Origin of the sequence: Arthrobacter sp. 754, assembly GCF_040548695.1 — a bacterium.
Classification (GTDB): domain Bacteria; phylum Actinomycetota; class Actinomycetes; order Actinomycetales; family Micrococcaceae; genus Arthrobacter.
In genome coordinates, this window is sequence record NZ_JBEPSC010000002.1 from 809719 (window position 1) to 830227 (window position 20509).

Below are 20509 nucleotides of genomic sequence, written 5' to 3' on the forward strand. Positions count from 1 at the left end.
GATGAAAGGGTGACTGAAGCCCTGACTGTCTCCGCCATCCAGTACCAGTGGCTGGAAGGCGGGATCGTTCCGAACGTCCAGGAACATGTCCGGCTCATCGAGGATGCCGAATCCCATGGCGCCCGGCTGGTGCTTTTCCCCGGGCTTTCCCTGACCGGCTACAACCTTGCACTGTTGAAGGCGGAAGATTCCTGGCTCCGGCCGGACGATGCCAGGCTGGAAGCCGTCCATGAGATCTGCCGGCGGACCGGGATCACGGCAGTGGCAGGGGCCGCGTACAGGGAACCGGACGGAACCCCGCGGATGGCCTGCCTGGCCATCCATCCTGACGGCACCACGGAGGCCGGCTTCAAGGCCCGGCTCAATGCCGGTGAAGCGGAGCACTTCACGGCCGGCTCCGGTGCCATCTTCCTGGAACTGGACGGTTGGAGAATTGCCGTGGTGGTCTGCTCCGATGCCGAAACTCCTGCCCACTGCACAGAGGCTGAGCTGGCCGGAGCGGATGTCTGTGCTGTGACCGCTGTCTATGCGGTGGATGACGGGCGGCGGCTCGCACTGCACCTTGAAGCCCTCGCCTCCGACAACCGGATGTTCGGCATCCTGGCCAACCTGGCCGGATCCGCACCATCGGGACCGTCCTCCGGATTGAGTGGGTTCTGGGGACCCGATGGCCTCCAGCTCAAAAAAGCAGCCGGGACCGGCACCGAAGTGGTCACAGCCATCCTGCAGCGCGGCGCCCTGCGGAAATTCCGCTGATGGTCCCCTATTTGACGTGGATCACGCCTCGGCCATTGTCCTAACCGGAGGGGGACAGGGTAACGTTTTTTCCATGCCTCACACATCCGCGAACATTCCTGCCCTTGGTACGCTCCTGACCGCCATGGTCACGCCCTTCACCAATGACGGCAAAGTTGATTACGCGCAGGCTGCGGAGTTGGCCGTAAAGCTCGTGGATGACGGCTGTGACGGCCTGGTTGTTACCGGAACCACCGGTGAAACCTCCACCCTCACGGATGAGGAAAACCTCGGCATGTTCCGTGCCGTCAAGGAGGCCGTGGGAAGCCGCGCCGCCATCATCGCCGGCACCGGGACGAACGACACCGCCCACTCGATCCACCTTTCGCAGCAGGCGGCTGCGCTCGGCGTCGACGGCCTTTTGCTGGTCACGCCTTACTACAACAAGCCCAGCCAGGCCGGGGTCCGCGCCCACTTTGAGGCCGTGGCGTCAGCTGCCGATATTCCCGTCATGCTCTATGACATCCCGGGCCGCTCGTCGATCGCCATCGAACCCGAAACCATGATCCGCCTCGCGCAGCACCCGAACATCGTCGCCGTCAAGGATGCCAAAGCCGATTTCACTGCAGCCAGCCGCGTCATGGCGGAAACCGACCTGTTGTTCTACTCCGGCGACGACGGCCTGACCCTCCCGTGGATGGCCCTGGGCGCCGTCGGACTGGTGGGCGTCACAACCCACGTTGCCACCCGCCGCTTCCGCGAGCTGATCGACGCCGTCAACGCGAACGACCTCAGCACCGCCCGCAAGATCAACTTCGAGCTGCTCCCGGTGGTTCGCGCAACGATGACCCGCGTCCAAGGGGCAGTCGCAGCCAAGCAAATTCTTAAATGGCAGGGAGTCCTGCCCAACTCGATTGTCCGTTTGCCCCTCGTGGAGCCGGACGAAGCCGAGATCGAATCCATCCGCGAGGACTTGGCGGAAGCGGGGCTGGTCTTTTCCTAAGGGCTAAGACCGGCACCCTTCCGCCTGGAAAGTAGTGCACTATGACCCAAACCGCCCTTCCCGGCCTTGTCACGCCCCCACGCCTGCCGCAAGGCACCCTGCGGATTGTTCCGCTCGGAGGCCTGGGGGAGATCGGCCGGAACATGGCCGTGTTCGAAATCGACGGCAAGCTGCTCGTCGTGGACTGCGGTGTCCTCTTCCCGGAGGAGACCCAGCCCGGCGTTGACCTGATCCTGCCTGATTTCTCCTACATCGCGGACCGCGTCGACGACATCGTCGCCGTCGTCCTCACGCATGGCCACGAGGACCACATCGGCGCCGTGCCCTACCTCCTGCGGCTCCGTGCGGACATTCCGCTGGTGGGGTCCCAGCTGACCCTTGCCCTGATCGAGGCAAAGCTGCAGGAACACCGGATCCGTCCTTACACCTTGACCGTTGAGGAGGGGCAGGTCGAAAAGTTCGGTCCCTTCGAATGCGAATTCGTCGCGGTCAACCACTCCATCCCCGATGCCCTGGCTGTCTTCATCCGCACCGCCGCCGGCACCGTCCTGCACACGGGCGACTTCAAAATGGACCAGTTGCCCCTGGACGGCCGGATCACCGACCTCCGCCACTTCGCCAAGCTCGGCGAAGAAGGAGTGGACCTCTTCATGTCCGACTCGACCAACGCGGACGTGCCGGGCTTCACCACCGCCGAGAAGGAGATCGGTCCGACCCTGGAACGGCTCTTCGGCCAGGCCACCAAGCGGATCATTGTGGCGTCCTTCTCCTCGCACGTCCACCGCGTACAGCAGGTGCTCGACGCCGCGGCCAAGCACAACCGTAAAGTGGCCTTCGTCGGCCGCTCGATGGTCCGCAACATGGCCATCGCGGAGAAACTCGGCTACCTTGACGTACCCCCGGGCCTCGTCGTCGATATCAAAAACATCGACAACATGCCGGACAACCGCGTGGTCCTGATGTCCACCGGTTCCCAGGGCGAACCGATGGCGGCGCTGTCCCGCATGGCCAACGGAGACCACCGCGTAGTGGTGGGCCAGGGCGACACCGTGATCCTGGCCTCCAGCCTCATCCCTGGCAACGAAAACGCCGTCTTCCGCATCATCAACGGCCTGCTGAAGCTCGGTGCCGACGTTATCCACAAGGGCAACGCCAAGGTCCACGTCTCAGGCCACGCGGCAGCCGGCGAGCTGCTCTACTGCTACAACATCCTTGAGCCGCTCAACGCCATGCCCGTGCACGGCGAGACCCGCCACCTGATTGCCAACGGCAAGATCGCCATCGAATCAGGTGTGCCGGAAGCCAGCGTCATCCTCTCCGACAACGGCACCGTCATCGACCTCAAGGACCACCGCGCAGACGTGGTAGGCCAGATCGAGGTCGGCTTTGTCTACGTTGACGGCTCCAGTGTCGGCGAAGTCACGGAGGCCGATCTGAAGGACCGCCAGACCCTGGGTGATGAAGGCTTCATCTCCATCATCACCGTCATTCACCGGGCCACCGGCAAGGTGGTTTCCGGGCCCGAAATCCACGCCCGCGGCGTGGCAGAGGACGATTCCGTTTTCGACGAAATCATCCCCAAGATCAATGCCGCGCTGGAAGAAGCCGTGCTCAACCGGACGGACCACACCACGCACCAGCTCCAGCAGGTTGTACGCCGCGTTGTCGGTACCTGGGTCAACCGCAAGCTCCGCCGCAAGCCCATGATCATCCCGGTGGTCCTCGAGGCTTAACAGCGCTGAAGCCCAGCGGATTTCAAAGGCCCGGTTCCTCGGAACCGGGCCTTTCCCATGGGCAACATGGGGGCCGGGAACGGCTGCAAATCCGCGGAAAACCGCATCAGTTCAGGTACCGTGGCACGTATGGCCACTCGTACTACTTCCGCGCCCCGAGGCAACACCGGCGGCAACACGGGCCGCAGTTCCGGCGCCAAGCCGGGCGGCTCGGCGGGGCGCGGCGCGGGCTCCACAGGGTCCAAGACGGGCACCTCCGGGGGACGGGGATCATCCTCCGGCGCCTCAGCCACGCGCCGGCTTCCCGCCGTCGAACAGCGGCAGCCCTGGCTCCTGCGTGTTGTCGCTGGCGCGTGGCTGGGCGTAGGCCACCTGGTGGGCGGGGGAGTCCGCCGGATCGGCTCCGACGTCAGCGACCTCCCGGCGGAAGACCGCCGCGACGGCGCCGCCCTCTTCAACCTGGCCCTCGGCGTCTTCATCGCCACGTTTGCGTGGTGGGGAATGACTGGCTGGTTCCCGGATGCCGTCTACAGCGTGGTCAACGGCACCTTCGGCTGGATGTCGCTGCTGCTGCCGCTCATGCTTTTCGTCTGCGCCTTCCGGCTCTTCCGGCAGCCCGACGACGGCCGCGGCAACAACCGGGTGGGCATCGGTTTCCTCATCATGACCTTCGCGGGTTGCGGACTGTCCCACGTCCTCGCCGGCCAGCCCACCGTCGCCGAGGGGTTTGACGGCCTGAGGCAGGCCGGCGGCATGCTCGGCTTCCTCGCGGCGTCGCCGCTGGCGGCCATCCACCCGGCGGTGCCCCTGGTGCTTTATGGCCTGCTGGCCTTCGTCTCGCTGCTGATCATCACTGCCACCCCCTTCGGAGCCATTCCCCGCCGGCTGCGCTCGGCCTACGAGCACCTGATGGGCATCGATCTGCAGGAGCCCGGCGAAGCGGCGGACAGCCACGACCGCAGCTACCTTGAGGAAACGCCGCCGGCGGCGGTACCCAAGAAGAAGAAGCGGCGCTTCTTCGGAAAGGACGACGAAGCCGGTCCCAAACTCGAAGGCTACGTGGGCGACGAAGCCTTCGAGCACGCCGTCATTGACGACGACGAGACCGAAGCCGGAGCGTCGGGGTCACGGCCCAGGCCCGCTCCCGGAGTCCGCCGCCCCACACAGGCGGAGATCGCCGTCGAAAAGATCAAAGCCGCCCAGGGCCTGGGTTCCGCCGCGCCAGGGGCGGGGGAGAACGCCACTGAAGCCATTCCGCTGGTGACCCCCGGCATGGTGGCCGCGGGTTCGCTGAATCCCGCAGCGGTGGCCGTTCCGCAGGTGCCGGCCAAGCCCGTCACCCCGATTCCGCCGCCCACCCCCATTCCGCAGCGGACCGAGCAACTCTCCCTGGCGGGCGATGTCACGTACACCCTCCCGCCGTCGGACGTCCTGACCCCGGGCTCCATTCCCAAGGAACGCACGGAAGCCAACGACGCCATCGTCGCTTCCCTGACCGAGACCCTCAACCAGTTCAACGTGGAGGCCCAGGTCACCGGCTTCAGCCGCGGACCCACGGTGACCCGCTACGAGATCGAGCTCTCCCCGGGTACCAAGGTGGAGCGCGTCACGGCCTTGTCCAAAAACATCTCCTACGCCGTCGCCTCCAGCGACGTGCGGATCCTCAGCCCCATCCCCGGCAAGTCGGCCATCGGCATCGAGATTCCCAACACGGACCGTGAAACGGTCTCCCTCGGCGACGTCCTCCGCAGCCAGAACGCCCGCCGCACCGACCACCCGATGGTCATGGGGGTGGGCAAAGATGTCGAGGGTGGCTACGTTGTGGCCAACCTCGCCAAGATGCCCCACCTGCTCGTTGCCGGTGCCACCGGTGCAGGTAAGTCCTCGTTCGTGAACTCGATGATCACCTCGATCCTCATGCGGGCCACCCCGGATGAGGTCCGCATGGTCATGGTGGACCCCAAGCGCGTGGAATTGACCGCCTATGAGGGCGTTCCGCACCTCATCACCCCGATCATCACCAACCCCAAGAAGGCCGCGGAGGCGCTGCAATGGGTGGTCCGGGAGATGGACGCCCGCTACGACGACCTCGCGAACTACGGTTTCAAGCACATTGACGACTTCAACAAAGCCGTCCGTGCCGGAAAAGTGCACCCGCCGGTCGACTCCAAACGCGTCATCCGGCCCTACCCTTACCTGCTGGTGATCGTTGATGAGCTCGCCGACCTCATGATGGTGGCTCCGCGCGACGTCGAAGACTCGATCGTGCGCATCACCCAGCTGGCCCGTGCCGCCGGCATCCACCTGGTCCTGGCCACCCAGCGGCCCTCCGTCGACGTCGTCACCGGGCTGATCAAGGCCAACGTCCCGTCGCGGATGGCGTTCGCCACGTCCTCCGTCACCGACTCCCGCGTGGTCCTGGACCAGCCCGGCGCCGAGAAACTCATTGGCCAGGGTGACGCCCTGTTCCTGCCGATGGGTGCGTCCAAGGCCATGCGTGTCCAGGGTGCGTGGGTCACAGAGTCTGAGATCCACAAGGTGGTTGAACACGTCAAGGGCCAGCTCAAGGCCGACTACCGCGACGACGTTGCGCCCGAAGCGCAGAAGAAGCAGATCGACGACGACATCGGGGATGACCTTGAGGTGCTGTTGCAGGCCACCGAGCTTGTGGTCACCACGCAGTTCGGCTCAACCTCTATGCTTCAGCGCAAGCTGCGTGTCGGCTTCGCCAAGGCCGGGCGGCTGATGGACCTGCTCGAATCCAGGGGAGTGGTCGGGCCTTCGGAAGGATCCAAGGCCCGCGACGTGCTGGTCAAGCCCGACGACCTCGCGGCCGTGCTCGCAGCCATGAAGGGCCAGGAGGGTCCCGCTGTTCCCGATTCGCAGACTGCAGCGCTGAGCGAGAACGCCAACGCGAACATCGCCCAAGGCGGCTACGCCGAGGACCTGGTGCAGGCTGACCTGGACCAGCGCAGCCAGAACGTTGAATACTACGACGGCGCCGACTCGCCGCCAGGTGCCCGGGGGGACGACGAAGATGGATCCGAGGACGCCTGGTCACTCACCGGACGGTAGCCTAGGAAGGTGACTAGCACCGAAGAAACCGCCGCCGGCTCCAGCAGCGCAGGAATCTGGAATCTTCCCAACATCCTGACAATGCTGCGCATCGCCCTTGTGCCGTTCTTCATCTGGTTTCTGGTGGCGGACGCTCCCGGCTTTGAAAGCGAACTGGGGCCCTGGCGCTGGGCGGCGGTAGCGGCGTTCGCCGTCGCCATCTACACGGACAAGCTCGACGGCGACATCGCCAGGAGCCGTGGACTCATCACCAACTTCGGCAAAATCGCGGACCCCATTGCGGACAAGCTCCTGATCGGCTCGGCGCTGGTGATGCTCTCCATCCTCAACGAACTGCCCTGGTGGATCACCATCGTCATCCTCGTCAGGGAGTGGGGCATCACGGCCCTCCGCTTCTTTGTCATCCGCTACGGCGTCATCCCGGCGTCGCGGGGCGGCAAGCTCAAAACCGTGGTCCAGACGGCAGCGATCTTCCTGTACCTCATGCCGCTGGGCGCGTTTGCTCCATGGCTGGTGTGGGTGGCCTTCGCCGTCATGATGGCGGCGGTCCTGATCACGGTCTGGACCGGCGTCGAATATGTCATTGAAGCCCTGAAGCTCCGCTCGCAGGGCAAGAAGGCCCGGGAAACAAGAGCATCCAAGTAGGGAGCTGACGTGACTAATCTTCATCACCTGGCGGAACAGGCAGTCAGGAAGGCCCTGGACGCCGGCCGGACGGTTGCCACGGCGGAATCACTCACGGCGGGCATGGTCGCTGCTGTTTTAGCCGACACACCCGGTGCATCCGGCATGCTGCAGGGCGGCGTGGTGGCATACCAGAACACGGTCAAGTCAGGGGTCCTGAAGGTCTCACCTGAACTTCTCGACGCCGTCGGATCCGTAGATGGGGACGTCGCCGCGGCGATGGCGGACGGCGCCCGGACCGTGTTGGGTGCCGACATCGGCATCGCCACCACGGGAGTGGCCGGCCCCGAAGCGCATGACGGCAAGCCTGTCGGAACGGTGTTCATCGGCGTCGCCACCGCAGGCGGTGTCACCTTCGCCGAGTATGGCTTTACCGGAAACCGGGCCGAGATCCGTGGACAGGCGTGCGGGGCGGCATTGGAAAGTCTGCTCGCGGCCCTATCGCCCTGAAGTTACCGGGCGTAAAGTTGCCGGGAACAAATCCCGGTATCCATTAGTTATTACTTTGTGTCGCTTCCGGACTGCGGAGGCGCCTAGGATGATTAAACCACCACGGTTCGCTCCACGGCGGACCGCACTTATGAGGGAGCAAGGCGATACAGATGGTAAAGCAGCCCGTATCCGTAAACGGCGTTGTCCGCTGGAAGGATGTGGGCCTCGCCGATCAGGCCAAGAGCGAACAGAAGGAGCGCAAGATGGTTGTACTTCGTCACGAAATCGGTGATGTCCTGCGCGATGTCCGCCAGCGCCAAGGACGTACGCTCCGCGAAGTTTCGCACAGCGCCCGGGTTTCCCTGGGCTACCTCAGCGAAGTGGAGCGTGGCCAAAAGGAAGCGTCGTCAGAGCTCCTTTCATCAATCTGCTCTGCCCTGGATGTTCCGTTGTCCAGCATGCTCCGCGAAGTCAGCGACCGCGTTGCTGTCGCCGAGGGCGTAGCCGTTCCGGACACTGTTCCCCAGGAATTCTCACAGCGTTACGGACGCGATCTTGAGCGCGACCTGAGCGCTGAGCTCAACAGCGAACTCTCCACCGGATTGCTCTCCGGCGCGCGCTAAGCCGTCCGCAGCATCCAAAGGCAGTTACACGACAAAGCCTCCGGCCCAAGGGCCGGAGGCTTTGTCGTTGCCTTCCAGGTTTTGCGTCGCTGCCTCAGGCGGACGGGTCCTTCGCGAAACCGTCGTGCTCATAGATGGTGTTGAGCTTTGCCATGTAGGCAGCAAGCGTCTGCAGTTCGCCGACCGGCCATTCGCCCAGCCGCTCGCGGAACACCTGCCGGCGCGCATCCTGGACCTGGTGCATCTTTTCCTCGCCCTTCTCAGTCAGGCGGATCGCCTGCGCCCTGCCGTCCAGGGGATCGGCTTCCTTGGAAACCAGGCCCAGGCTTTCCAGGAAGGCGATCTGGCGGCTCACGGAGGGCTTTCCCACGCCGATGTTCAGGGCAAGGTCGGTCAGGCGGATGGGGCCCTCCCGCCGGATGACCGCCATCAGGCCATACGCCGCCGGCTCCATATCGGGGTGGACCTGCCGGGAGAGTTGTTGGGACACAGACCGCGCACGGCGCCAGAAGAGGCTGATCTGGTGTTCCACATTATTCAGGGCCGCGTCCAGGGTGTCCCCGCCTGCCTCAGGCTCCGCAGGACGCGTCGCCGCTGTACCGGCTGGAGTTGTCTCCGCGGGACCCTTCGACGGAGGCGTATCAGGCACGTTGCTCATGGCAACAATTCTAGGGTCCCCGGTCATGAGAGACTCTATTGGTGCGGATCAGTGACTATTGGCGGCTTATGGACGACGAATTCGGAGCCGGGTACTCCCGCGTCCTGGGCAGCACCCTGGTCCTGGCCGGAGTGGGCGGACGCACGGCTGACCAGGCCCTCGCGGCCGGTGTAAGCCCCCGGCAGGTATGGCTGGCAGTCTGCGATGTCCAGGACGTGCCGCCGGAGCGCCGGCTGGGCCGCGACGTCAAACCCCTCCGCGACTGACACCGCAACCCAACGTTCCGGGCAGGCAGTGCGCCCGCTCTTTCCACTGACACGCCGCCGGCCCTGTTCGAATATCTGTTCGGGTATAGCTATGCTTTTCGTAGTGGGTTATCCACATAGGCGATGTCATCCGGCTTGATTGTCAGTGGGTGCCATTAGCGTCAGAGATGACCAATAAACGGCCGCTAAGGCCACCCCAAAGCGAGAAAGCATTAGAGGTGTGAACCATGGCGGCAGCCCCGGATCGTGAAAAAGCGTTGGAAGCAGCGCTGGCCCAGATTGACAAGCAGTTCGGCAAGGGCTCCGTCATGCGGCTGGGTGATGAGGTGCGTGCTCCGATCGAGGTCATCCCCACCGGGTCCATCGCTTTGGACGTCGCCTTGGGAATTGGCGGCCTGCCGCGCGGCCGCGTCGTGGAGATCTATGGCCCGGAATCCTCCGGTAAAACCACCGTTGCCCTCCACGCTGTGGCCAACGCCCAGCGCCTCGGCGGCATCGCGGCCTTCATTGACGCCGAACACGCCCTGGATCCGGAATACGCTGCCAAGCTTGGCGTGGATACGGATGCCCTGCTGGTCTCGCAGCCGGACACCGGCGAGCAGGCCCTGGAAATCATGGACATGCTGATCGGTTCCGGCTCGCTTGATGTGATCGTTATCGACTCCGTCGCAGCCCTTGTTCCGCGCGCCGAAATCGAGGGCGACATGGGTGACAGCCACGTGGGTCTGCAGGCCCGTCTGATGAGCCAGGCGCTGCGTAAGATCACCGGCCGCCTGAGCCAGACCAAAACCACCGCCATCTTCATCAACCAGCTTCGCGAAAAGATCGGCGTGTTCTTCGGCTCCCCGGAGACCACCACCGGTGGTAAGGCACTGAAGTTCTACGCCTCAATCCGCATCGACGTCCGCCGGATCCAGACACTCAAGGAAGGTGCCGACTCCGTCGGTAACCGCACCAAGGCCAAGATCGTCAAGAACAAGATGGCCCCGCCCTTCAAGATTGCCGAATTCGACATCATCTACGGCCTGGGCATCTCCCGTGAGGGCGGCATCATCGATATGGGCGTTGAGCACGGCATCATCAAAAAGTCCGGTTCATGGTTTACCTATGACGGCGACCAGCTGGGCCAGGGCATGGAGAACTCCCGCAGGTTCCTGCGCGACAACCCCGAGCTGGCAACGGAGCTTGAACGGCTCATCAAGGAGAAGCTCGGCGTTGGCGTCAAGCCTGCAGCTGACGAGTCCAAGGACACTCCCAAGCTGAAGGCCGTTGACGGTTTCTAGGGGCTCCATGGACCTGATGGAAGAGCGGGAGCCGGGGCCGGCACGGCGGCGGCGAAGGGGCGGCGGGCCCAGGAGTTTCGGGCAGGACGGGCCCGCTCCTGACTCGTCCGTGGCCGCGGACCCGGAGCCGGATCCCGCCTCCGTTGCCCGCGCCATCGTTCTGCGGCAGCTGACCAGCTCGGCCAAAAGCCGGCTGCAGCTGTCCCGGAAGCTGGCGGAGCGGAACATTCCCGAGGATGTGGCCGAGGCCGTTCTGGACCGGTTCCAGGAGGTGCGGCTCATCGACGACGCCGAATTCGCCGACATGTGGGTCCGCAGCCGCTCCCAGTCACGGAAGCTTGCCAAGGGTGCACTGCGCCGCGAGCTCTCGGACAAGGGCATCGACCCCGAGACAGCCGCGAGTGCACTTGAACAGCTCTCCGACGCCGATGAGGAAGAAGCCGCCCGCCGCCTCGTGGAACGGAAACTCCGGCCCGGAACGGACCTGTCGGACCGGGCGGAGCGGGACAAGGTTACCCGGCGCCTGGCCTCCATGCTCGCGCGGAAGGGATACCAGCCGTCGCAGGCATTTCGGGTGGTGGGCGAGGTCATCGACGCGCTGGCTGAGAACCATGTGGACTGGCACGCGGAGGACTAGGCCTACGGCGGTCGCTTTCCCGAGGGCAGATCGGCGGCGCCTCCGCCAACCCGTTACCCTTAACAGGTGAGTTTGACCATTCCTTCCCCCGCATCCGGTACCGTTCCTTCTTCAGCCTCTGCGTCGGCCGCTGCCTCGTCGGCCGCTGCCTCGTCGGCCGCTGCTGCACCGGCCTCTGCTGCGCCGCAGCCGCGCACCTACCAGGTCCGCACCTTCGGCTGCCAGATGAACGTGCATGACTCGGAGCGGATGGCCGGAATGCTGGAAGCGGCAGGCTACATTCCTGCGGATGGTGAGCACGCCGACGTCGTGGTATTCAATACCTGCGCGGTCCGCGAAAATGCCGACAACAAGCTTTACGGAAACCTGGGCATGCTGGCCCCGGTCAAGGCCGCCAACCCGGGAATGCAGATCGCGGTGGGTGGCTGCCTGGCACAGAAGGACCGCGAGACCATCCTCAGGAAGGCCCCGTGGGTGGATGCCGTCTTCGGCACGCACAACGTGGGCGCGCTGCCTGCTCTGCTGGACCGGGCCCGGCACAACAACGAGGCCCAGCTCGAAATCCTGGAGTCCCTCGACGTCTTCCCGTCCACACTGCCCACCAAACGCGACTCGGTCTATTCAGGCTGGGTATCCATCTCGGTGGGCTGCAACAACACCTGCACGTTCTGCATCGTCCCGGCCCTTCGCGGCAAGGAAAAGGACCGCCGGCCCGGAGACATCATGGCGGAAATCCAGGCTCTGGTGGCTGACGGTGCCATCGAGGTCACGCTTCTGGGGCAGAACGTCAACTCCTATGGGGTGGAGTTCGGTGACAGGCAGGCCTTCTCCAAGCTCCTGCGCGCATGCGGGGACATCGAGGGCCTGGAACGTGTGCGTTTCACCAGCCCCCACCCGGCCGCCTTCACGGACGACGTCATCGACGCCATGGCAGAGACGCCCAACGTGATGCCGCAGCTCCACATGCCCCTGCAGTCCGGGTCCGATAAAGTCCTCCGCGACATGAAGCGCTCCTACCGGTCCACCAAGTTCCTGGGCATCCTGGACAAGGTCCGCGAGAAGATCCCGCACGCAGCGATCTCCACCGACATCATCGTGGGATTCCCGGGCGAAACCGAGGAGGACTTCCAGGCAACCCTTGATGTGGTGGAGAAGTCCCGCTTTGCCACCGCTTTCACCTTCCAGTACTCAAAGCGGCCGGGCACCCCCGCTGCGGACCTGCCTGACCAGCTGCCCAAGGCTGTGGTCCAGGAGCGCTTCGAACGGCTGACCGCGCTGCAGGACAGGATCGCCGCCGAGGAAAACGCGAAACAGCTTGGCCGCCGCGTGGAGGTCATGGTGACTGCCCACTCCGGACGGAAGGCCGGGGAAACCCACCGGTTGTCCGGGCGTACCCAGGACCAGCGGCTGGTGCACTTCTCCGTCCCTGACGGTGCCGAGGCGCCCCGCCCAGGGGACCTGGTTACAGTGACCATCACCGAGGCGGCGGCCTTCCACCTCGTGGCCGACCCCGGACTGAACGACTACAGCCTTCGACGCTCGCGCGCCGGCGACGCCTGGGACAGGTCGCAGGCCGATTCATGCGGTGCGCCGGTGCCCGCCGCAGCGGGCACCGGCGCCGGCCGGACAGGCGTCTCGCTGGGCATGCCCTCGCTGCCGGTCCGGGGCCGCTGACAGTTGGCACAGCCTCCGGTCATCGCCGTCGTCGGTCCCACCGGGTCAGGCAAGTCCGACCTCGCCGTCAGCCTGGCACTTGAACTGGACGGTGAGGTCATCAACGCCGACGCCATGCAGTTCTACCGCGGCATGGACATCGGCACCGCCAAAATCACCCTGGCCGAACGCAAGGGCGTGCCGCACCACCTGCTGGACACCCTGGATGTCACGCAGGAGGCCAGCGTCTCCGACTTCCAGCAGCAGGCCCGGAACATCATCAGCGACGTCCACTCCCGGGGCAAGCGGGCCATCCTGGCCGGTGGTTCGGGCCTGTACGTAAGGTCAGCCCTGGACGTCCTGGAATTCCCAGGAACGGACCCGGAACTGCGCCGCCAGTTGGAGGCCGAACTCGAGGAAGCCGGCCAGGAGGCTCTCCTTGCCCGGCTCCGTAATGTGGACCCGGTGTCCGCCGGCCGTGTCGCCGACGCACGCAGGATCATCAGGGCGCTCGAAGTGCACCAGCTCACCGGACGCCCCTTCAGCTCTTTCATGCCCCGCCGCGAGTACTTCCGGCCCGCCATCCAGATCGGCCTTTCAGTGGACCGGGAGGTGCTCCGGGAGCGGCTGGCCCTGCGGGTGGAGGCGATGGTGCAGCGCGGACTGCTGGACGAGGTGCGCCGCCTCGACGCGTCGGGACTGCGCCGGGGCAAGACCGCCCCCCGCGCGCTGGGCTATGCGCAGTTCCTCAAGGTTCTCGATGGCGAATGCACGGTGGCGGACGCTGTGGAGGACACCATCGTGGCAACCAGGCAATTCGCACGGCGGCAGCTGACCTGGTTCCGGGCCGACCCGCGGATCACCTGGCTGGACTGGGACGCTCCGGACCTCGCAGCGCAGGCGGCCCGGCTCTGCAAGTGAGCGCCGCCGTCGGCCGTTTCAACTGATTTCCGGCTGGCCGGTAACCTAGGAGCATGCACGCAACTCCCGCAGAGACCACAGAGCCCGCCTTCCGCACGTTGGGCGGACTCCGCTTCTCCAAGGGCCACGGCACGGGCAACGATTTTGTGCTGATCGCCGACCCGGAGGGCGTCCAGACCATCGACGCTGAACAGGTTGCCGCGCTGTGCGACCGTCACCGCGGCATCGGCGGTGATGGCCTGATCCGCGCCGTCCCGTCCCGGTACCTGTCCGAGGGCCGCGAACTGCTCGGTACCAGCCCTGACGCGGAGTGGTTCATGGACTACCGCAACGGCGACGGATCCCTCTCCGAAATGTGCGGCAACGGAGTCCGCGTCTTTGTGCACTTTCTCCGCGCCGAAGGCCTTGTCGACCTGCCCGACGGCGGAGCGCTCACCATCGGAACGCGCGGCGGCGTCAAGACCGTGGTCCGGACGGGGGAAAATTACGCGGTGGATATGGGACCGTGGGAGTTCATCTTCCCCGGGGAAGCCAGCGCAAAAGCCATGGATTCCCTGGTCACTGCCGAAGGCCTGGAAGTACCCCGTCCCGCGCTGTCTGTGAGCATGGGCAATCCGCACACCGTTGTTGCCCTGGCGGAACTGTCCGAGCTGGAGGCCACCCGGCTCTTCGATGCACCGCATGTTGATCCCGTGCCGGCGAAAGGCACCAACGTCGAATTCGTCGTGCCCTCTGATCCTCTGGTCCATGACGGGATCGGAACCGTGACCATGCGGGTGCACGAACGCGGCGTGGGCGAAACACAGTCGTGCGGAACAGGTGCCTGCGCCGCAGCGGTCGCCATCCGGCACTGGGCAGGAGCGGAAGCACCCGATACCTGGCAGGTGAGGGTTCCCGGCGGGGTCGTCGGAGTCAAGTTCTTTTCCGGAGCGGCCGGCCACGAGCATGTCGAGCTAAGCGGCCCAGCGGTGATTGTGGCTAGCGGGACGCTTTCCTGACCCGCAGGATCCGGAAGGATTTCGAGGTGGATTCCCGGGTCACGGTGAACGAGGCATCCAGTTCGGCCGCAAGCCAGCGCTGAAGCGAATCGGAACCCAGGTTTTTCTGGACCACCAGCCAGGCAGAGCCGCCCGGCGCGAGGCGGGGCAGCCACAGCTTCAGCAGGCCGTGGAGTTCGTCCTTGCCGATCCGGATGGGCGGATTGGACCAGATCGTGTCGAAGCGCAATTCCGGGTCCACCTGCTCCGGGGTGCTGGCTACCACATTGCCCAGGCCCAGCAGCGCCGCGTTCTCGTTGGTCAGCGTGATGCAGCGCTCGTTCACGTCCACCGCGTAGACCTTTGCGTGCGGCGCGCGCAGGGCCAACGTAAGCGCAATGGGCCCCCAGCCGCAGCCGATGTCCAGGAGGTTGCCGGTGGGGGAAGGTGCCGGGGCCTCGGCCAGAAGCACAGCCGTTCCCTTGTCGATCCCGTCGGGGCTGAAGATCCCTGCGGAGGTCTGCAGCTTGCGCGATTCGCCGGCCAGTTCAACAGTGAGCGGCTTGCGGGTGAACGGCCCGGCGGGCGTTGCGCTGAAATAGTGTGCGGACTCCATAACTGGCCAGATTAGTTGGCCGCAGCGGACAATGCGAAACTGCAGCCACCCGTTCTGCTAATCTTGAACCCATGTTCCTGATCCTCGAGTAGCACGCACGGGCTCAGCCCCGTCGGCCGGCCGCGCCCCGCAGCGATGCAGGTTTTCAACCTTCCGCGTGCGCGCACAAGACAGTCTCCCATCTCTGTCCTGCCGCCGGGCAGCACTCGAAGCATCAGCCCCCGCTTTCCGCTTCGCTGACCTGCCTGTGCCTTCCCCCACGTCAAGCATCCACAGGATGCGAATTTCACTTTGCGCGCGGCATCGGACTGAACCGCCCGCGCAGCAGCCCAGGAGGCCCGGATGACCGCAAGCCGTCAGCCCAGCGCGAATACTTCACCACTGAACAACAATCGGCACTATTCTGAAAATGCCGAATCTTCAAAGGAGACCATGACCAGCCAGCCCAATACCGGTTCCGATCCAGCAGCCCAGGACATGAGTCCCGAGGAAATCCAAGCTGTGATCGACCGGATTCTTGCCAAGGACGTACCGGCCAGGAACGCCACCGCCACTGACGGCGACAAGGCCGTGTTCGGCAGGGCCCAGGCCATCTCCCGCCTGGACGGCGAGCACACCACGTACGACGGCGACCAGCAGGACCTCGAGGAACGCCGGGCATTGCGGCGCGTAGCAGGCCTGTCCACCGAGCTCGAAGACGTCACCGAAGTCGAATACCGGCAGCTCCGGCTCGAGCGGGTGGTTCTCGCGGGCCTGTGGTCCGAGGGCACCCTGGCGGACGCGGAAAACTCATTGCGCGAACTCGCCGCCCTCGCGGAGACAGCCGGCTCGGAAGTCCTGGACGGCCTGGTGCAGCGCCGGGCCAAACCGGACCCCGGCACGTTCCTGGGCTCCGGAAAGGCCCTTGAACTCAAGGAAATCGTGATGGCCACCGGAGCAGACACCGTGGTGGTGGATGCCGAACTGGCACCCTCCCAACGGCGTGGCCTCGAGGACATCGTCAAGGTCAAGGTGATCGACCGCACGGCCCTGATCCTGGACATCTTCGCCCAGCACGCCAAGAGCCGTGAGGGCAAGGCCCAGGTGGAGCTGGCACAGCTTGAGTACCTCCTGCCGCGCCTGCGTGGCTGGGGTGAGTCGATGTCCCGCCAGGCCGGTGGCCAGGTGGGTGGCGCCGGCGCCGGTATGGGTTCCCGTGGACCCGGTGAAACGAAGATCGAACTCGACCGCCGCCGGATCCGCACGCGGATGGCCAAGCTCCGGCGTGAAATCGCCGCGATGAAGCCGGCACGCGAAACAAAGCGGGCCAACCGCCGTCGTAATTCCGTCCCGTCCGTCGCCATCGCCGGGTACACCAACGCCGGAAAGTCATCGCTGCTGAACAGGCTGACCGACGCAGGCGTGCTGGTGGAGAACGCCCTTTTCGCCACCCTTGATCCCACGGTGCGCAAGGCCGAAACCTCCGACGGTCTGGGCTACACCCTGGCCGACACCGTGGGCTTTGTCCGTTCCCTGCCCACCCAGCTGGTGGAGGCCTTCCGGTCAACGCTGGAGGAAGTGGCCGATTCGGACCTGATCCTGCACGTTGTGGACGTGTCCCACCCGGATCCGGAGGGCCAGATAGCGGCCGTCCGTAAAGTCTTCAGCGAAGTGGACGCCCGCAACATCCCCGAGATCATTGTGCTCAACAAGGCCGATGCCGCGGATCCTTTTGTGGTGGAACGCCTCAAGCAGCGCGAGCCCCGCCACGTGGTGGTGTCCGCCCGCACCGGCCAGGGCATCGCGGAGCTGCTGCGCGCCATCAGCGAAGCGATTCCGCGTCCCAGCGTCAAGCTCGAGCTCCTGATCCCGTACGACCGCGGTGACCTGATCAGCAAGCTGCACGAGACCGATGCCGAGATCCTGAGCCTGGATCACGGTGAGGACGGCACACGCGCTGTGGTGATGGTCCGCGAAGGCCTGGCTGCTGAACTGGAATCATTCGTCAACCATGACTGAGGTTGTGGTGGGGGAAACTACGGCTACGGCGGCCGAGCAGTTCGTGATCGAACTGCTCGACCGCGCGGTCGCGGGCATGGGCGGTCAGAGCCGGAGCGGCCAGCACGAGATGGCCAGGCAGGTTGCCAAGGCCATTGAAACCGGTGACCACCTGCTCGTCCAGGCCGGTACGGGCACCGGCAAGTCGCTCGCCTACCTCATCCCGCTGATTGCGCACTCGCTTGTCAGTGACAAGCCGACGCTGGTTTCCACCGCCACACTTGCGTTGCAGACCCAAATTGTGGGCCGTGACCTTCCGCGGCTGCTCAAGAGCATCACCCCTGCCCTTGACCGGCCCGTCAAGGTCGCGTTGGTCAAGGGCCGTTCCAACTATGTGTGCAGGCACAAACTCGAAGGCGGGTTCCCCTCCGAGGAACCTGCTGAGGGCCAGCTTTTCTCCCTGGGCGAGGACACGTCCGTCCCGCATTTCGCCGCCGCCCTCGGCGGTCCTTCGTCCCAGTTGGGGAAGGAAGTAGTACGCCTGCGCGAGTGGGCGGAGAAAACAAGCACCGGGGACCGCGACGAGCTTGTTCCCGGCGTCACGGACCGCGCATGGCGGCAGGTTTCCGTGACCTCGATGGAATGCCTGGGGGCGCAGAAGTGCCCGATGGCGGCGGAGTGCTTCAGCGAGCTGGCACGCCACGACGCTGCAGACGCCGACGTCGTGGTCACCAACCACGCCATGCTCGCCGTCAGCGCCTTTGAAGGCCTGGCAGTGCTTCCCGAGTACGACGTCGTGGTGGTGGATGAGGCCCACGAACTCCAGGACCGGGTCACCGGGGCTGTGTCCGGGCAGCTCTCCGTGGCAATGGTGCACGCTGCCGCCTCCGGCGCACGGAAGCACACCGCCATTACGGTCGATGCCCTCAACGCGGCTGCCGCAAACCTGGAGCTCGCCGTGGCCGGTGTGCCCAACGGGCTGCTCCCCAACGGCCTCAACGACGAACAACTGGACTGTGTGGACCAGTTGCGCGAAGCGTGCCGGGCGGCACTTTCCGATTCCAAGGGCGAAGGCAGCCAAACGGCCGACGGCGGGCGGCAGCTTGCCCGCTCACGGCTGATGCTCATCCTTGAACTGTGCGAACGGCTGATCGTAGCCCGCGAGAACCGCGAAGTGGTCTGGTTCTCCCGTGCCAGTACGTTCGATCCGCAGCAGGGCTACGGGCAGCCGGATGATACGGCGCCGGTCCTGATCAATATTGCACCGCTCAGCGTTGCGGGGAAGCTGCGTGAAGGGCTCTTTGCCGGCCACACCGTCGTGCTGACCTCAGCAACCCTCGCCATCGGTTCAGCCTTCGAACCGGCCGCCGGCGGGCTGGGGCTGGTAGGGGAGGGGGCGCCGAGCTGGACCGGTATCGATGTCGGTTCCCCGTTTGACTACCCCAGGCAGGGAATCCTCTACGTGGCCGGGCACCTGCCCAAACCCGGGCGCGGGGCAGCGCCCGAGGCCCTGGACGAACTCGAGGCGCTGATCCGGGCCTCCGGGGGCGGCGCGCTGTGTCTCTTTTCGTCCCGCCGCGCGGCCGAGGAGGCAGCCGAGGCCATGCGTCCGCGGCTGGGGCTCAGCATCCTGTGCCAGGGCGATTCAACGATGACTGCCCTGGTCAAGCAGTTCGCGGATGAGCCCGACACATGCCTGTTCGGGACCATGTCCCTGTGGCAGGGCGTTGACGTTCCGGGCGGATCGTGCCGCCTGGTGGTGATCGACCGTATTCCGTTCCCGCGGCCGGATGATCCCCTGATGACAGCCCGTTCACGTGCCGTGGCGCAGGCCGGCGGAAACGGGTTCATGGCCGTTTCGGCCACCCATGCCGCTATCCGCCTGGCCCAGGGGGCAGGACGGCTGATCCGTTCCACGGGCGACAAGGGGGTAGTGGCTGTCCTCGATCCGCGGCTTGCCACGGAGCGGTACGCCGGATTCCTGCGCGCCGCGCTTCCGCCGTTCTGGCCTACGACGGACCGCAAAACTGCTTTCGCAGCCTTGGAAAGGCTGGCGAAGGAGGGCTCCTGAGGCCTGGCCCGGATGAGCGTGAGCGGCTTCCAGGACCAACGACAACGCGGGGTCACCTAATGCCCCTTCGGGTCCTCCCGAGAGGCACTAAGTGACTCCGCGTTGCTTTTACGCCAAACGAACTACAGTGACCGCAGGACCGAGACAACCTTTCCCATGATGGTGGCGTGGTCCCCGAGGATGGGCTCGTACTGGGTGTTCTGGGGCAACAGCCAGGTGTGGCCATCGCGCTGGCGGAAGGTCTTCACGGTTGCTTCGTCGTCCAGGAGCGCCGCCACGATATCGCCATTGACGGCGTCGGCCTGCCGGCGGACCACCACCCAGTCGCCGTCGCAAATGGCGGCGTCCACCATGGAGTCGCCGGCCACCCGCAGCATGAACAGTTCCCCCTGGCCCACGAGCTGGCGCGGCAGGGGCATGACATCCTCCACCACCTGATCGGCAAGGATCGGCCCGCCGGCTGCGATCCGGCCGACGAGCGGCACCATTGCCGTGTCCATCGCGGTGGGAAGTTCCGTCACCGTCCCGCCGATATTGTGCATCAGCGCAGGTTTGCCCGACCCGCTCGGTTTCGTGGATCCGCCGTCCAGCGTGAGGGGCATCAGGACTTCCATCGCGCGGGGGCGCTTCGGATCCCGGCGGAGGTATCCCAGCTTTTCGAGCTGCGAGAGCTGGTGCGTGACGCTGGAAAGGCTGGCCAGCCCTACGGTGTCACCGATCTCCCGCATGGACGGAGGGTAACCGTTGTCATTGACCGAGCGCTGGATGGTTTCGAGAATCTTCTTTTGACGGGCAGTGAGCCCCTTCGGGGTCCTCTGGGGCTGGCGGCCCTGGGGGTTCGCCTTGCCCTCGGCGGCTGGTGCTGCCATGTTCGCCAATGCCTTTCGGTTGCCCGGGTGCTGTCCGGATTAATTGTCAGACCCTGCTGATCAACTACTGAGGTGGTTGTTCTTTGATCCAAACGTAGGCCAGCCACATTGCTTTTTCAAACATCTGTTCTAGCGAGTCTCGACAATGTTCGTTGATAAGTGCTAAAACTAGGGAAGCAAAGTTCGAATATGTGTTCTACTCGTCGCAGGCAGCGTTCGAAACCGGGGCAGTAGGCCCCGGGATCGGATATCGCAGGCGGACGCACAGGGCGCACCGGGCAGCACAGTATGGTCCA

At 65.2% G+C, this 20509-nt stretch carries 18 protein-coding genes; 15 read left to right on the plus strand and 3 right to left on the minus strand.

Annotated elements, in window-relative coordinates:
• Positions 1 to 9 precede the first annotated feature (9 nt).
• The 7 genes from ABIA70_RS09150 (at position 10) to ABIA70_RS09180 (ending at position 8285) form a co-directional block, all read left to right on the plus strand.
• The gene (locus tag ABIA70_RS09150; protein WP_354147264.1) at positions 10 to 756 is read left to right on the plus strand and encodes a carbon-nitrogen hydrolase family protein; all 747 of its coding nucleotides are present in this window, start codon (positions 10 to 12) and stop codon (positions 754 to 756) included.
• A gap of 73 nt (positions 757 to 829) precedes the next feature.
• Positions 830 to 1738: a 4-hydroxy-tetrahydrodipicolinate synthase gene (dapA, locus tag ABIA70_RS09155; protein ID WP_354147265.1), complete on the plus strand. Its 909-nt coding sequence runs from the start codon at positions 830 to 832 to the stop codon at positions 1736 to 1738.
• A 41-nt stretch (positions 1739 to 1779) separates the two neighbouring features.
• Positions 1780 to 3471 carry a ribonuclease J gene (locus tag ABIA70_RS09160; RefSeq protein ID WP_354147266.1) on the plus strand — a complete coding sequence of 564 codons (1692 nt, stop codon included), beginning with the start codon at positions 1780 to 1782 and terminating at the stop codon, positions 3469 to 3471.
• A gap of 129 nt (positions 3472 to 3600) precedes the next feature.
• Positions 3601 to 6546: an FtsK/SpoIIIE family DNA translocase gene (locus ABIA70_RS09165; protein WP_354147267.1), complete on the plus strand. Its 2946-nt coding sequence runs from the start codon at positions 3601 to 3603 to the stop codon at positions 6544 to 6546.
• Between the two features lie 9 nt (positions 6547 to 6555).
• Complete coding sequence (gene pgsA / locus ABIA70_RS09170; protein ID WP_354147268.1) at positions 6556 to 7191, plus strand: CDP-diacylglycerol--glycerol-3-phosphate 3-phosphatidyltransferase; 636 nt, start codon at positions 6556 to 6558, stop codon at positions 7189 to 7191.
• Between the two features lie 9 nt (positions 7192 to 7200).
• Positions 7201 to 7680 carry a CinA family protein gene (locus ABIA70_RS09175; RefSeq protein WP_354147269.1) on the plus strand — a complete coding sequence of 160 codons (480 nt, stop codon included), beginning with the start codon at positions 7201 to 7203 and terminating at the stop codon, positions 7678 to 7680.
• A 152-nt stretch (positions 7681 to 7832) separates the two neighbouring features.
• The gene (locus ABIA70_RS09180) at positions 7833 to 8285 is read left to right on the plus strand and encodes a helix-turn-helix domain-containing protein (RefSeq protein ID WP_131685137.1); all 453 of its coding nucleotides are present in this window, start codon (positions 7833 to 7835) and stop codon (positions 8283 to 8285) included.
• A 94-nt stretch (positions 8286 to 8379) separates the two neighbouring features.
• Here the strand turns inward: ABIA70_RS09180 and ABIA70_RS09185 are convergent, their stop codons facing one another.
• Entirely contained in the window at positions 8380 to 8943 is a 564-nt protein-coding gene (locus ABIA70_RS09185; protein ID WP_354147270.1) for a MarR family winged helix-turn-helix transcriptional regulator, read from the minus strand.
• A gap of 41 nt (positions 8944 to 8984) precedes the next feature.
• On the opposite strand from ABIA70_RS09185, the gene ABIA70_RS09190 reads away from it, so the two are divergent.
• The 6 genes from ABIA70_RS09190 to dapF all read left to right on the plus strand — a co-directional run bounded on the left by ABIA70_RS09190 (position 8985) and on the right by dapF (position 14701).
• Positions 8985 to 9209, plus strand: a complete 225-nt coding sequence (locus tag ABIA70_RS09190) for a DUF3046 domain-containing protein (protein WP_354147271.1) — start codon at positions 8985 to 8987, stop codon at positions 9207 to 9209.
• Between the two features lie 227 nt (positions 9210 to 9436).
• On the plus strand, positions 9437 to 10492 hold the full coding sequence (gene recA / locus ABIA70_RS09195) for a recombinase RecA (RefSeq protein ID WP_108598485.1): 1056 nt from the start codon (positions 9437 to 9439) through the stop codon (positions 10490 to 10492).
• Positions 10493 to 10508: 16 nt separating this feature from the next.
• Complete coding sequence (locus ABIA70_RS09200; protein ID WP_354147352.1) at positions 10509 to 11129, plus strand: regulatory protein RecX; 621 nt, start codon at positions 10509 to 10511, stop codon at positions 11127 to 11129.
• A gap of 66 nt (positions 11130 to 11195) precedes the next feature.
• Positions 11196 to 12803 (plus strand): tRNA (N6-isopentenyl adenosine(37)-C2)-methylthiotransferase MiaB, encoded by a 1608-nt coding sequence (gene miaB / locus ABIA70_RS09205; RefSeq protein WP_354147272.1) that lies wholly within the window; start codon positions 11196 to 11198, stop codon positions 12801 to 12803.
• A 3-nt stretch (positions 12804 to 12806) separates the two neighbouring features.
• Positions 12807 to 13703 (plus strand): tRNA (adenosine(37)-N6)-dimethylallyltransferase MiaA, encoded by an 897-nt coding sequence (miaA, locus tag ABIA70_RS09210; protein ID WP_354147273.1) that lies wholly within the window; start codon positions 12807 to 12809, stop codon positions 13701 to 13703.
• 53 nt (positions 13704 to 13756) lie between these two features.
• Positions 13757 to 14701, plus strand: a complete 945-nt coding sequence (gene dapF, locus ABIA70_RS09215) for a diaminopimelate epimerase (RefSeq protein ID WP_354147274.1) — start codon at positions 13757 to 13759, stop codon at positions 14699 to 14701.
• On the opposite strand, the gene ABIA70_RS09220 is transcribed toward dapF, so the two are convergent.
• A complete protein-coding gene (locus ABIA70_RS09220; protein WP_354147275.1) occupies positions 14682 to 15296 on the minus strand; it encodes a class I SAM-dependent methyltransferase in 615 nt (204 codons plus the stop codon). The two genes, dapF and ABIA70_RS09220, sit on opposite strands and share 20 nt — an antisense overlap.
• 432 nt (positions 15297 to 15728) lie before the next feature.
• On the opposite strand from ABIA70_RS09220, the gene hflX reads away from it, so the two are divergent.
• Positions 15729 to 17294: a GTPase HflX gene (gene hflX, locus ABIA70_RS09225; protein ID WP_354147276.1), complete on the plus strand. Its 1566-nt coding sequence runs from the start codon at positions 15729 to 15731 to the stop codon at positions 17292 to 17294.
• Positions 17287 to 19344 carry an ATP-dependent DNA helicase gene (locus ABIA70_RS09230; protein WP_354147277.1) on the plus strand — a complete coding sequence of 686 codons (2058 nt, stop codon included), beginning with the start codon at positions 17287 to 17289 and terminating at the stop codon, positions 19342 to 19344. Before hflX ends, ABIA70_RS09230 begins: the two co-directional genes overlap by 8 nt.
• Before the next feature lie 122 nt (positions 19345 to 19466).
• On the opposite strand, the gene lexA is transcribed toward ABIA70_RS09230, so the two are convergent.
• Entirely contained in the window at positions 19467 to 20213 is a 747-nt protein-coding gene (gene lexA / locus ABIA70_RS09235) for a transcriptional repressor LexA (protein WP_354147278.1), read from the minus strand.
• Positions 20214 to 20509: the final 296 nt, after the last annotated feature.